Genomic DNA, 14,541 nt, shown 5'->3' on the forward strand with positions numbered 1-14,541 from the left:
GATAATTTTTGATTGAATTTTCTCTCATTTTTTGGTTTTTCAATAGCATACCGTAATATATTTCATGTTTATTGCTCGAAATCTGAGATTTGGGCAATACTCTGCCTGTACGACCTCAAGATGTCGAAAAACAATATAAAAAATGTTTGAATTATTGTCGGCCAGCATTGGCAAAAGGGCAAGCTCTTTTGCTGGGGAGGCACGGAGCAGCAAATGTGCTTGAACGTGCGGTGTATTTTACAGCATGAAGCTCAACATTAGTAAATAAACAAAATCCCCTACATTTCTTTAATTTCCTTCGTTTTAAATATCCATCTAACAGGATTTTGTGTTTGATTCATATGTAAATTTTTCATTCAATATGTTAATCAATATTTTTAGAGAATTTTCAAATATAGGAATTTCTCAGGGTTTCCTTAGAATATTTACTTCTTAATATTTGGTTTTTTACTCATCTCAAATACAATTTCACCACCATTAATAATATCCTGATGCGATAAGAATGAATTTTCTAAAACTTTTCCATTCACTGAGACGCTTTTTATAAATACATTTTCTTCACTCTGATTATTGGCTTTTATTATCAGAGTTTTCCCATTGTCTAAATGTATTGTGGCTTTTCTGATTAATGGACTTCCTATAGCATAATACGGGAAGCCTGGTGTTACCGGATAAAAACCTAAGCTGCTGAAAACATACCAGGCACTCATTTGTCCGGCATCGTCGTTTCCGCAAAGTCCTTCTACGCTTGAGTCGTACATGGTTCTCATTATCATTCTTACACGTTCTTGTGTTTTTTGCGGATGTCCTGTCCAGTTGTATAAATATGGAATATGATGTCCGGGTTCGTTGCCATGCACATAGTTTCCAATTATTCCATCACGTGTAATATCTTCGTGTTTAGTAATATACTTATCTTCTATTTGCATAGTAAACAAGGAATCTAAATGCTGAGAAAATTGCTCATTTCCTCCCATCATACTAATCATTTTATCAATATTTTGTGGCACATACAAACCATAGTTCCAGGCATTACCTTCAATAAAACCTTGTCCATGTGTATCCATTGGATCGAAATTTTTGCGGAATGTACCATCAGAAAGTTTTGGCCGCATATATCCGGTTTTAGTATCAAATACATTTTTGTAATATTCAGCCCGTTTCAAAAATTCTTCTTCTATTGAATCATCACCAACTATTTTTGCCATTTGAGCAATACACCAATCGTTGTAAGCGTATTCCAGAGTCTTAGAAACTGAAGAATGGCTTTTGTCGTCGGCTACAAATTTATATTCTATATAATCACCCAAACCATCGAAATAGTTGACATTTGCTGTATTTATTGAAGCCTGCAATGCTCGCCTACGGTCGAAATCGCCTACATCTTTTGCCATAGCATCGGCAATGACTGAGGTAGCATGATAGCCAATCATACACCAATTTTCGTTGGCATAATGGCTCCAGATAGGCAACATATTATGAACACTTTCATTGTGATGTGCAAGCATTGATTTTATCATGTCGTTATTACGTTTTGGCTGAATAATATTGAATAATGGATGCAATGCTCTATAAGTATCCCAAAGTGAGAAAATGCTATAGTTCGTAAAACCTTTTGATTGATGAATGTTTTGATCTAAACCTCTGTAGCGTCCATCCACATCTTCGTATAAAATTGGAGAAAGGCTGCTGTGGTACATTGCTGTATAGAAAGTTATTTTATCGTTTTCGCTCAATGTTATCACATCTATTTTTGAGAGTTCTTTATTCCATTTGGCTTTGGTTTCTTCGTATGTTTTATTAAAATTCCAATGTGGGATTTCGCTTTTCAAATTTTGTAAAGCTCCAGCCGTACTTACCGATGAGAGAGCAAATTTAATATTGATTTGTTCGTCCTTTTCAGTATCAAAATTAAAATATGCTCTAATGTCTTTTCCTGCCATTTCAGGAAAATTTTCCGATTGATTGAAACGTCTGTAAAAGCCATCGTATTTCACATCATCGTATTTTTTGTGGCCATAAGATTTAAATGCTTTTGAAAATTGCATAACAAAAAATACTTTTTTATCTCTTGCCCATCCTTTGGTTTGCCTGTAGCCTGTTACCAATGAATCGTTTTCTACACGGATGAAAGTCCAAATATTTTTATTGTCATGATGATAAATATTGTAAACCATATCTAAAATGATATGTGCTTCTTCAGATTCTGGAAATGTATATTTATGAAAACCAACTCTTTCGCTTGCAGTAAGTTGAGCTGTAATTCCATAACTTTTTAAATCTACTTTGTATAAGCCTGGAGATGCTTCTTCAGTTTCATGAGTAAATGTTGAGTAAAATCCTTTGTTGCCATCTTTTGTTTTTAAAGGTTCAAGAATTGAATTTCCTGTGGTTGGCATTACTAAAAAATCGCCTAAATCGGAATGCCCGGTCCCACTAAAATTGGTGTGTGCAAAACCAATAATTATTGAATCGCGATACTGATAACCGGCACAATATTCGTAAGTTTCAGAATTGTAAGTTCCGTCTTTTTGAAACATTTCTACGAAATTGGTTTGCGGACTTAGCTGCACCATACCAAAAGGAGCAGTAGCACCTGGAAAAACATGCCCCATTTTGCTGGTTCCAATAAAAGGGTTTACGTATTGTGTGTAATCAATTCTTGGGATTAGATTAGTATCAACTTCCTGTGTGGAATTTTTGCAAGAATTTAATATAAGTAAGATAAAAATTATAATTGTTATGTTTCTCATTTTTCTTTCTAATTAATTCCAAATATGATTCAAATAATAATCCTAATTTTAGAAGGGATTTTATTAAATAGTCCAAATAATCCTATTGAACTTTTGTGTTATTTTTTTCATCTGAAAATTAAATCAATATTTAAATAGTTGTTTGAGTGTCCATTTGTCATTTCAATGGGTTTATAGTTAATTATCAAAAAAAATCAAATATTGTTATTTCTTCAAGTATGTAATAATGGCATGCAGTAAATCTAAATACGGATATAGCTAAATAGGAACTATTTGTTTGATTTTGGAAATTTCTTGGAGTTTTATTTATTAGAATATTGTTATAATTCATCAATTCTATCAAATAACTATCAAATAAGTAATTCGCATAATATGAGCTTGTTATGTTGTTTTGCTTTATTTTCTATCTCATTGTGTCAAATAAACTTATGCCCAAAAAGGAATATATTTTGCATATTTTCGAGATTTGCTATTAGGGTCATCTTCTTTGATCGATTTTGATTGCAAAGAATCACGAATTATTCTGGACACTGTTGCCGCATTTTTCTCTTCAATTTTGAATCGTTCTCTTAATGATTGGTTTGTCATTTTTTCATTTGAAACATAACATAAACATGCATGTTGGTAAACAGCTCTAATTTTATCCTTTTTATCCATATCATTTAGCGCTTTATATCCATACATAATAGATATAGTTTGTCTTTCTTTGGCTATAAATTCAGGGGCAGGTAATTGAAATAGTTCTGCATTAAAGATAACTTTATCAATCCCACTACCTTTTTCTTCACATATTTTAATACGTCTCATGAAAGAAGCTAATATTTCATTACGAGTTTGAAATTCATCAATAAAGCGATTAGTTTTAATTAAAGGAATTCCTGAGTTTGATATTTCAATTCTATCAGAAAATATCTCAACAATGGGTTCTAAACCTGTAATGCTAAAATCTTGATGTATTAAGGCATTTGCAACTAACTCACGAATTGCAATTTCAGGATACATTTTTACTTCCCTTCTATAAACTTTCCCTATTTCTTCATTTGCCGGAAGTTGGCTGTTTATCCAATTGACAAGCCCTTCAAAACCTACTGCATACCCTTTCACTTCAGGTTGTTCTCTTTCAGTAAAAATGCGATTTTTACCTTTGTAAACAATGACGCGAACAGCTTTTCTACTTAATGAATCAAATTGAGCTAAATTTTTCGCGAAAAGTATAGCACCTAAATTAGTTATGGAAAATTTAGAATTGTTTTTTGTAATAAATTTTTCCGAAATAAACTTATCTATAACAGCACTTCTATTTGTAGGATATGGTAATCCAACTAAATCGAAATAAGCTTGAATATTGAGAAGCTCGACAATATTGTCTTGGCTTAAATTTCGCTTGGCTATTTCTAATTCAAATGCCTTTACACTTTGTTTGTTCCATATTTTAGCCTCCTTTTCGGGAAATTCTTGGAGTTTTCTTGTGTAACTTCCAATTCTAATGTAAGAGTGATTAATAAATTTTACTGGTTGGTAAGTAGTTGCAGGAATCTCAAAAATAACAATAGGTAAGTCATTATATAAAAATTCATATATTCTAAAATCAATTTTAGGAGAAAGCCTTTGTATTAACCAATGCTCTAGTTCTTCATTTCCTTTTTTTAGTTGGAATGGTTTAAAAGAGGTTCCAATAATATTTTGATTTTCATCTGCAATCCCAAATGTCAAATAAGCATTCTGCTGATTAAATAGACAAGCACCATTTGATAATGCGGATATGCGTTCTCCAATTTCATTCATTGAATGATAGTTTAACTTAAACTCAACCCATTCTGTTTCCTTTGGTAATTTTACTAATTTTTCCAGTAATTCTCTTAATTCTTGTGTTTTCATATTTAGTATCAAATAACCATCAAATAAATTGCACCCATATTTTCAGCACTTTGTATTGTTTTTTTACTAATTTCATATTCTTTTGTCAAATAAAAACTACATTTAAAAAAACTACTACTTTATAAGCTTATTATTCACAATATTATACAAAACTATAATATTTGTTAGGTTTTTGTTATTTTCAAAAAAAGAACTTCTCAATGCAAAACTTACAATTATTCTCAAAGCACATTGTCTAGTACGTCAATCAATCTCTCAACTTCCTCAATAGTATTATAGTGTACCATACTAATTCTTATGATTCCGTCTTTTTTGTGTAAATTCATATTTTCGATCAAACGTCTGGCGTAGAAATCGCCCCAGCGAATGCCAATTTTTTGCATATCAACAAGCAATGGAATTTCACTACTTTTTCTGTTTTCAAAGAAAAATGAAACTGTTGCTACTCGAATATTTCTATCAGATGTTGCTTCACCAACTATTTTAACGCCGGGCTTGCTCTTCAAAAAATCTATGAGTGGTTTAATCAGATTTTCTTCATGAGTAGCAATCAAATCAAATATTTTTTCGAGTTTTGAAAATAATGACAAATTCAAGTTTTCAAAATGCTGTTTATAAATTGTCTCAAAATACTCAATAATTCCTGTTGTTCCAAAGCTTAGTTCATAATTAACATTCCCGGGTTGCAGTTTGTAAGGCACTTCGTTCTTCCCTATGAAAAAATGATTTATCGTGGGTAACTCATTCAAATGTTGCTCTTTCCCAAACAATAATGAATAGTGCGGCCCAAAAACCTTGTAAAGGCTAAAAACATAAAAATCAACATCCCATTTTTTTACATCAATCTGTCTATGAGGTGTATATGCCACACCATCAACACAAACCAAAGCTCCTTTCTCATGAACAAATTTTGTGATTTCTTCAACAGGATTGATAGTTCCCAAAACATTGGAAGCATGAGTAAATGCCACCAAACGTGTTTTGCTGCTCATAAGTTTTTCCAAATCGTCAAGCTCCAGCGAAAATGTTTCGAGATTTATTTTCCAGCTTTTTACAACAATCCCAGCTTTCTGCATATTTATCCAAGGTCCAATATTTGCCTCATGGTCGCAATTCGTTACAATTACTTCATCGCCAGGCAGAAATAGTTGAACCAATGAACGCGACAAGTTTTGCAGCAAAGCAGTTGTGGAAGAACCGAAAACAATTTCCTTTTCACTATTTGCATTTATTGCATTTGCCCATATTTTTTGGGCGTAATCAACTCTCTCGCCAGATTTTTGAGAAATTTCGTAGGAAGCACCTAACTGTACATTTGTAGAAAAAAGATAATCTTGAATTTTGTCGCCTACCTGAAGGGCAGTTTGTGTTCCTCCGGCATTATCAAAAAATGTCCAATCGCCTGAAAGTGCCGGAAAATGTTTTCGAATTATGTTGCTATCTATTTTTTTCATAATAAATTAAATCTTTAATAATCAGTAAATCTATGTAAATTTTCGTAAAAATGGAATTCACTATTGCGAACCAATATCAAAATGTTACACTGTTTTGATTTTCATAATTTCTAATTTCTTAATTTTCTTAAACCTTGAAACAATTTTTTCGACTTCGCTTTGGCGGATACTAAAAACAATTTTGCATGAAATGTCGAATTGTTGTTCCAGAACTTCGGGCTTTTCTTCCTTAATTATTTTCATAACATCGTTCATAGAAATGTAGTCGTATTTAATTTCGAAAACATCGTTTACGGTTTTTGTAATTATTTGAGTATTGTCTATTGCATCAGCAGCCGCCGATCTATAAGCATTTATCAAACCGCTTACGCCAAGTTTAGTGCCGCCGAAATATCGAACAACAACTATCAAAATATTTGTAATATCCTTAGAAAGTATTTGTCCAAAAATAGGTTTTCCGGCAGTGCTTGAAGGTTCGCCATCGTCGTTTGTCCTGAATATTTTTTTTTCGGCACCAAGCCTGTAGGCATAAGCATGATGACGGGCATCAAAATGTTTTTTTCGCAGTAGCTCCAAGTTTTCTTTTATCTGTTTTTCGCTTTCGCAACGAAAAGCATAAGCCAAAAACTTGCTCCCCTTTTCTTTATAATTTCCTTCCGAATTTGAAAGTATAGTCCGATACGTATCTTTTGGTAATTCCATATATCTGTTTTTCAGAATTCTAAGACTGCATTCATTAATTTTCAACATTAATCAAAAAGAGCAAAAATACTTTTTAAGCTGTTAAATTTATGAATAATTGTAGCATAGAAGTTTAATTTCTTTTGTAGAAATATGGATTTCGTAAATTATTAATTTGAAATTAAGATACTAAAAAGTGATTTATTGAAGAATAACAATAAGACTTACAGGGTTTTGGTAAACAAAAGCTTGAAAAATTATTAAGTTATTCTAAATATAGAATTTACTTAGTATTTTTATCAATTATTTTAGAAATTAGATATGGAAAATTTATTCAAAATAATTGAATTGGCAAAGAGCAAAAATAAAAAAGCAGCCCTTTGTATAATCGTAAATACCAGTGGTTCTACCCCAAGAAAAATAGCTTCGAAAATGGTTGTTTTCAACGATAAATCTGTGATTGGAAGTATTGGTGGTGGAAATCTTGAAGTAGGTGTTATCGACGAGGCAATGAAAGTTATTGAAAGTAATAAGGCAATTTATTTTAATTATAATCTTGTAGAAAATTTTGAAATGAATTGTGGTGGAAAAGTTGAGGTCTATATTGAGCCGCTTTTCAATCAATCGAAACTTTTAATTTTTGGTGGCGGACATATTGGAAGCAGGCTGGCAAGACAAGCAAAAGAATTAGATTTTGAGGTAACTATAATTGATGAAAGGAAAGAGATTGTTGATAATATTAGTATTGAGGGAATTACAAAAATCAAGCTAAATCATTCGGAGGCATTTAAAATGCTAAATTTCGATGAAACAACATTTATTACCACAATGACCCATAGCCATGAAAACGATCGCGATATTGTTGCTTTTTGTGCAAAACAGAAATTTGCATACATAGGAATGATTGGAAGTCGAAGGAAAGTGAAAACTGCAAAAGAATTTTTCCTTAGCAAAAATTTGATGAGCGAAGACGAAATTCAGAAAATTGATATGCCAATGGGACTAAAAATCGAATGCCAAACTCCAGAAGAAATTGTTATTTCTATTTTGGCAAAACTCATAGATGTCAGAGGGAAAATGAAATAATTAGAAAATTTGTAACAGGTTTCAACACAAATATAGCGAAAATGAATATGCTGAAAAATTCAAAAATATCATTTATATTAGATGGAGAAATTGTAGTGATAGATTTTTCATTATCATCAGAATTTTCTCCAACAACTACTGTTCTGAATTATTTGCGAACTATGCACAATCATAAAGGCGTGAAAGAAGGTTGCGGCATTGGCGATTGCGGAGCATGTACTATTGTTTTGGCTAAGCTAAATTCTGAAAACAAATTGGAATATACAGCTTGTAATTCCTGTCTGATGTTTCTGCCAATGCTTAATGGAAAACAACTAATTACAATCGAGAATATTGGCACACCCGAAAATCTGCATCCTATTCAGCAAGCCATGATTGAGGCAAATGCAAGCCAATGCGGCTTTTGCACTCCCGGATTTGTAATGTCGGCTTTTGCTTTATTCAAAAATCCGAAAAAGAATTCTATCCAGGAAATTATAGAATATTTGAGTGGGAATTTATGCCGCTGCACAGGTTATTCGTCTATAATAGAGGCTGTTGAAAAATCGTGCAACAGAAACTTAAAAGACCATTTTTCCGAAAAAGAAAACCTGATTATCAAAAAACTAAAGCAAATCAAACCCACCAATATTTATATTATATTGAAAAATATCAAATATTTTCAAGTAACAAATTTGAAAGATACATTGATACAAAAAGAAAAATTTCCGAATGCAAAACTGATTTCGGGAAATACTGACACTTCAATTTTTATTAAGAATAGTCCTGAAAAAATCTCGGAAATTCTTGACCTGTCAAATATTGCAGAATTGAAAAACATTGAAGCCAATAAATCCGGAATTTTTATTGGTTCAAGTGCGAGCATAAATGATATTCTTAAATGTTCAGAAAAAGCACTTCCTGTATTGGCAGAAATTCTGAAAGTTTTTGGTTCGAATCAAATTCGGAACCTGGCAAGTCTTGGAGGGAATATAGCTTCTGCATCACCGATTGGCGATAGTTTGCCGGTGCTAATGATTTATGATACAGACGTATATTTGAAAAGCTTAAAAAGCGAACGCATAATTAAACTCAGCGATTTTATATCAGATTATAAAAAAACGCAAATTGAAGATAATGAAATAATTACTAAAATATTTGTCAGGTTTCCAAAGAAAAATCAAATAATCCGTTCATACAAAATTTCTAAAAGAAAATCGGTCGATATTTCTACCGTCAGTGGAGCTTTTAGTATAGAACTAAATGAGAATGATAAAGTTGAAAAAATAGTTTTATATTTTGGAGCAATGGCTGCGGTTCCGAAAAGAGCCACAAAAACAGAAAATTTCCTTATTGGGAAAGTGTGGGATCGGCAAAATGTTGAACAAGCTCAAAAATTCATCAGGCAAGATTTTTCTCCAATTTCCGATGCACGGGCAAGCATTGAAGGGCGATTGACTATTGCAGAAAATTTACTGCTTAAGTTTTGGGTAGATACTCAGGACTAAGTTATGGGGACTTCTAAAAATGCAAATTTCTTCGTTGCTTCAAAATTTCAAAATCCTCATTTACAATAGTAAACTGCGGTTTTGAAATATCTTACGTCTTGAAATTTGGTATTTTTAAAAGTCTCCTTATTTTTTTACTTTATAATTATACAGCAAACAATCGTCGCTGCCCACAAACAGATTAAATTTATTGGAGTGGTCCATAGAAGCAATGCTAAACAAAGTGTTCCCTCTCAATGGGAATCCTTCGTGAAGACTTCCATCTCCATCGAATAAATAAATTTGCGAGTTGTTCTCGGAAACTATACCAATTTTCTTTTCAGTATTTGAGAATGAATAATATGTTGGTTTTTCGTTTATATTTTCATCGAACTCGAAGGAGAAAATCGTACTGCCATTTTGTTTTTTTACGTAAAGCATATTTTTGTCAACAAAAATAAAATCACGATAGCCATCAGAATTTACATCTCTAAAATCAAAATAATGATTTTTTGATAATTTTTCTGTTTCGAGTTTTTCGCTTTTCCCATCGAAATATATATAATGAACAGCTCCCTCATTGTCTGTGGAAACAAGCCGGGCTTTGTTTTTTGAACTTTTACTTTCGAGAATAAATTGATTGTTGGCAGATTTTGCAAAATTGTTTTCGAGTTTCACTCTGGTGTTTCCTCGTCTGTCGAGTATGTAGGTTTTATATTTATCGGAGAAAACAATATAATCTTTTGTTTTCACACGGAAGTGTTGAATCTGATTAAGTACAAAATGTTCAGATTTGTTAAATTTCCATCCTTCTATAATATTCCCCTCTTTCGAGTATGCGAGTAGTTTTTTGTCTTCATTGGCTACAAAAATTCGGTAATCGCGGTTTTTTTCGTAATCGAAAACTGTAATACCGTTTGTTGCCGGCATGTTCATTTTTATAGGATAACGCTCAAGATAATTCCCGTTTCTGTCGATTAAATGGAGCTTATTTTTTGTGCTAAACAACAATTGAAGTTTGTTGTTTTTATAAAAATCAATTTGAAAAATATCGCTAACTATCTGTTCTTCAATTTGCTTTTCCCAAACAACTACGCCTGAATTATTGATTAAGTAGATTTTATTTGATTTGTCCTGAATAAAAACCTCTCGCTTTTTCGTTCTGAGATTTTCTACCAATTTTGGCTTAAAGCTGAAGCAAGTGTCGAGCTTTCTTTCCCAGATAGTTTTTGGGCCTTCTTTATAAACTGGCTTGTATCTCAAAAAAATATCGTTATAGATAAGATTTTCACTATTGCTACTTAACTGAATAGCAATGGCTTGAAATTTTTGCAAATTTGGAGTGCTTGCTTCAATTTGTTTTGTTAAGTCTTTGTTTGCAAAATTCTCATAAAATTGTGGAGAACGAGCAATGTTTGAGTAAAAATATATGTTCGATTTTTGGTTTAAATTGTTTGCAAACGAGATATAATTTTTGTCATTAATAAGCTTTTTTTCAAGCACATTGTCGTGAACGAAATTTTTCAACGATTTTTGCGATGCAGCAAAAACAAGGTAATTGTCAATGAAGGAAAAATAGTTTGTTTTTGAATTTGAAAACATTCCTCCAAGAAATTTTTCAAAAAGATTGTCTATCGGAAATTGATAAATTGGATATTTTGTGTCTTCATCAATATTGTAAATTATAGGTTCGGGCAAGTTTGTTTGGACTTTTTCCGATGCTTGCTCCAAAAAATTTAACATAGTTTCTTTTGCAAGACTTTGGCTTTTTGTTTCAACAATTACTAAATTGTTTTGAGTTATGTCTGAAGAAATATCGGTATTCACAATTGCAATTTCGTTATCGAAAAAGTGAATGAAGGATTCTTCAATTTCTGTAAAATATTGATTTTCAATATTAGAAATTCCTTTTTTATAATCTTCGAGACAGCTTGTCCGCGACAAATAAGTTTTATAATCTTTTAAATATTGCGAAATATCGCTGATGGAAAGAATAAAAAATGCCGAGCTCGAAGAAGGGAAAATTTCCTGAATATTGTTTTTTTCTGGTTCCTGATGGCCAATTACGTTAAGTAAATTTGGTCCTGAGTCGTTTGCGTATGCGAAACCATTTAGTAGTATTTCGTCTTGCTTTAGGCTAATATCAAGCTCTGCCCACACATCGTGCTTCGAAATATTCATCATAAAATTTGATGTTTTTTTATTCAAAAAAGTCGAAAATACTTTGTGTGTATCCTTGAGATTGATGTAAAAATTTATGTTAGAATTTTTCCCAGCGGTTTTGTATATTTTGTTGAAACTAAAATCGTTGGAAAAATGACTATCAGATTTAATTTGCCTTATTGAGCTTTTAATCAACGATAATGAGCTGCTAAGTATAATTTGCGAATGTGTGAAAGCTATCGAAAATCTCGATTTAGAATTTAAGCTATCAGAAAATTCGTAAATATCAACATCATTATATTCACTTTGGCGAATTGTACCTTTTTTTGAAAATATTTCTAAAACTGCTTTATTAAAATCATCGGGTTCGCAACTTTCTTTTTGTAAGTTGATAAAAAGAAAATTTGTGGTATTATTTGGCATTTTATGAGCAGAAATTATTGTATGATTTTTGCCAAAAAAACTTTGCAATTTGTCATTCGTTTCAAGAATTGAATCAATAAATGAAACATTATTCGTAAACTCTTTTAGTTCGATAAATTCTGACAACTCCTTCCAAATAAGATTGTCGTCATAAATTATGTCTAAAAACGCTGAAATATCTTTAATCTCAAAAAAAAAGGATGCACCGGCAGGAATTGCATTAAAACTGTTCATTTCAACAACAGTAGATTTTTTTCCAATTTTCACAATTCCAACAATTATTAAGACTAAAATTGATAGAATAAATATTGATCTTACTATAATTTTCTGCATAAAAAACCACTTTTAACAAAAGCCAAAATTATAATTTTATTTGAGAAGAATATTTATTATTTTAAATTTGTCCAGCGAAATTTATTAGACTTTTTCTAAAGCTAAATGACGTTTTAGCTGTATTTTAGGACTGGTCTTTTTGAGAATTATTAAATGAAGTTTTATTAAATTATTAACGAATATCTATGTAATTATGCTTAAAAAAAATACTTTAATCAAGATTATGTTCATTTTTACTTTTTTTGGTATTGTTGGAAAAACTGTTGCTCAAGACAAAGAAGACAACAAAAAGGAAGTTAGTGAACATGTTTTTACAATGAAAAAACAATTGCCTGCCACAACTGTGAAAGACCAATATCGTTCCGGAACTTGTTGGAGCTATTCTTCACTTTCGTTCATAGAATCGGAATTGTTGAGAACAGGGAAAGGCGAATTCGACCTTTCGGAAATGTTTGTTGTTCGGCAGACTTACGTCGAAAAAGCCATAAAATATGTTCGCATGCATGGAAATTTAAATTTTGGTGGTGGTGGTGCATTTCACGATGCAATCAATGTAATAGACAAATATGGAATTGTTCCTGAAACGGTTTTCGATGGCAATAAAATGGGCGAAGTTGGGCCAGTTCATGGTGAAATGGATATTGTTCTGAAAAATTATCTCGATGGTGTTATTAAAAATAAAAACAGAAAACTATCGAAAGTTTGGCTCAAAGGTTTCGAAGGAATTTTGAGTGCCTATCTTGGCGAATTGCCGGAAAAATTTGAATATAATGGAAAAGAATATACTCCGCTTTCGTTTGCCGAGGAATTAAATATCAATATAGAAGATTATGTAGAAATTTCATCTTATTTGCACCACCCATTTTACGAATCATTTATTATAGAAATTCCTGATAATTGGGCATATGGCAAGGTTTACAATGTTCCATTAAAAGAAATGGTAGAGGTGATGGATAATGCAATTATGCAAGGTTATTCGATTGCCTGGGGTGGAGATGTTAGTGAGGAAGGTTTCTCGTGGAAAAAAGGCTTGGCTGTAGTTCCCGAAAAAGAGAAAAGTGATCTCGATGGTTTAGAGAAAGCTAAATGGTCGAAACTCTCGAAGAAAGAAATAGAGTCGTTGGTTTTTGGAAGCGAGGCTAAAGAAAAAGATATAAGCCCGGAATTACGACAAATTGCTTTCGATAATTACAAAACTACCGACGATCATGGAGTTCATATTGTTGGAATTGCAAATAATCAAGGCGGTAAAAAATTCTATTATATTAAAAATTCATGGAATAAAATTGAACATAAATATGATGGATATTTTTATGCTTCCGAAAATTTCATCAAATATAAAACTATGAATTTTATGATCCATAAAGATGCTCTTCCAAAGAAAACTAAAAAACGATTGGGTTTGTAAGCAAATTGTTTTTAATCAAAATATTTTTTTGTATTTGCTAATTGAAAATCTAATATTTTATTCTTGGTTGCTTGAGAAATTATTTGAAAATCATTGAGACAATGTTAAGGATAATAAAAAATTGCAAAAAAACTTTGAAAGTTAAGAAGTGTTTTGCTTCATTAGCTTTCAAACTTTTAATACTTAATCAATATTTATATCTTGATTATCTTTTTTGTAATTTCTGAACCATCGTTTTTTATACTAATAAAATATGTTCCTTTTTTATAATCACTAAAATTCAGAGTTTCAGTTATATTAGTATTGACCTGATTAATAATTTTTCCGTTTATATTCTTTATCTTTATAAGAATTTCTTCATTGTTGGGGTTATCTATTACTAGCTTATTAGTTACAGGATTTGGATATATTTTTGTGTTTAATTTTTCATTTCCTTCAATTGAAGTATTAGTAAAGAAAACAGTATCAGTAAACACGCTAGTAAAACATTCATTGGAGATTGTTTGCTGAATAAAATATTCGCCATCAGCAGCATATGTATGAGTTGGGTTTGGTTCAATAGATGTATTTCCATCGCCAAAATCATATATATATGTGTCGGCATTTATCGACACATCAGAAATTTCTAACAGGTTAATATAGTTATCAATATTAAAACCAGAGATAGCAATATTCCCATTACTAAACCAATCTTGCCATCTAAGGTCATAATCTATACCTGAACAAGTATCATTAAACATAAAATTATAATCTTCTTCTAACCTGATTAATTCATAAACTTTTTTTTCATAAACGTTTCTACAATTTTCATGCTCAAATATATTAACATTGATGAGTTTTAGTTAATTTTTTTATTCAATTTTAAATTTTACCGAATTTTATTTTGAATGATTCTA

9 protein-coding genes are annotated in these 14,541 nt (G+C 31.4%); 3 read left to right on the forward strand and 6 right to left on the reverse strand.

Annotated elements, in window-relative coordinates; translation table 11 throughout:
- Positions 1-425: 425 nt before the first annotated feature.
- From HN894_16520 to HN894_16535, 4 genes are all read right to left on the reverse strand, one after another.
- On the reverse strand, positions 426-2,753 hold the full coding sequence (locus HN894_16520) for a glycoside hydrolase family 92 protein (GenBank protein MBT7144928.1): 2,328 nt from the start codon (positions 2,751-2,753) through the stop codon (positions 426-428).
- A gap of 426 nt (positions 2,754-3,179) precedes the next feature.
- Positions 3,180-4,631, reverse strand: a complete 1,452-nt coding sequence (locus HN894_16525; protein ID MBT7144929.1) for a transcriptional regulator — start codon at positions 4,629-4,631, stop codon at positions 3,180-3,182.
- 221 nt (positions 4,632-4,852) lie between these two features.
- On the reverse strand, positions 4,853-6,085 hold the full coding sequence (locus tag HN894_16530; GenBank protein ID MBT7144930.1) for a cysteine desulfurase-like protein: 1,233 nt from the start codon (positions 6,083-6,085) through the stop codon (positions 4,853-4,855).
- Between the two features lie 84 nt (positions 6,086-6,169).
- On the reverse strand, positions 6,170-6,787 hold the full coding sequence (locus tag HN894_16535; protein MBT7144931.1) for a YigZ family protein: 618 nt from the start codon (positions 6,785-6,787) through the stop codon (positions 6,170-6,172).
- A gap of 300 nt (positions 6,788-7,087) precedes the next feature.
- On the opposite strand from HN894_16535, the gene HN894_16540 reads away from it, so the two are divergent.
- Together HN894_16540 and xdhA are read left to right on the forward strand one after the other, a co-directional pair.
- The gene (locus HN894_16540; protein MBT7144932.1) at positions 7,088-7,852 is read left to right on the forward strand and encodes an XdhC family protein; all 765 of its coding nucleotides are present in this window, start codon (positions 7,088-7,090) and stop codon (positions 7,850-7,852) included.
- A 41-nt stretch (positions 7,853-7,893) separates the two neighbouring features.
- Entirely contained in the window at positions 7,894-9,339 is a 1,446-nt protein-coding gene (gene xdhA / locus HN894_16545; GenBank protein MBT7144933.1) for a xanthine dehydrogenase small subunit, read from the forward strand.
- Between the two features lie 126 nt (positions 9,340-9,465).
- Here xdhA and HN894_16550 read toward each other — a convergent pair whose 3' ends face one another.
- Entirely contained in the window at positions 9,466-12,237 is a 2,772-nt protein-coding gene (locus tag HN894_16550) for a DUF3352 domain-containing protein (protein MBT7144934.1), read from the reverse strand.
- A gap of 193 nt (positions 12,238-12,430) precedes the next feature.
- Here HN894_16550 and HN894_16555 point away from each other — a divergent pair, with 193 nt between their 5' ends.
- The gene (locus HN894_16555) at positions 12,431-13,645 is read left to right on the forward strand and encodes an aminopeptidase (protein ID MBT7144935.1); all 1,215 of its coding nucleotides are present in this window, start codon (positions 12,431-12,433) and stop codon (positions 13,643-13,645) included.
- A gap of 194 nt (positions 13,646-13,839) precedes the next feature.
- Here HN894_16555 and HN894_16560 read toward each other — a convergent pair whose 3' ends face one another.
- Complete coding sequence (locus HN894_16560; protein ID MBT7144936.1) at positions 13,840-14,385, reverse strand: T9SS type A sorting domain-containing protein; 546 nt, start codon at positions 14,383-14,385, stop codon at positions 13,840-13,842.
- Positions 14,386-14,541: the final 156 nt, after the last annotated feature.

The sequence above is a fragment of the Bacteroidota bacterium genome (assembly GCA_018692315.1).
Classification (GTDB): domain Bacteria; phylum Bacteroidota; class Bacteroidia; order Bacteroidales; family JABHKC01; genus JABHKC01.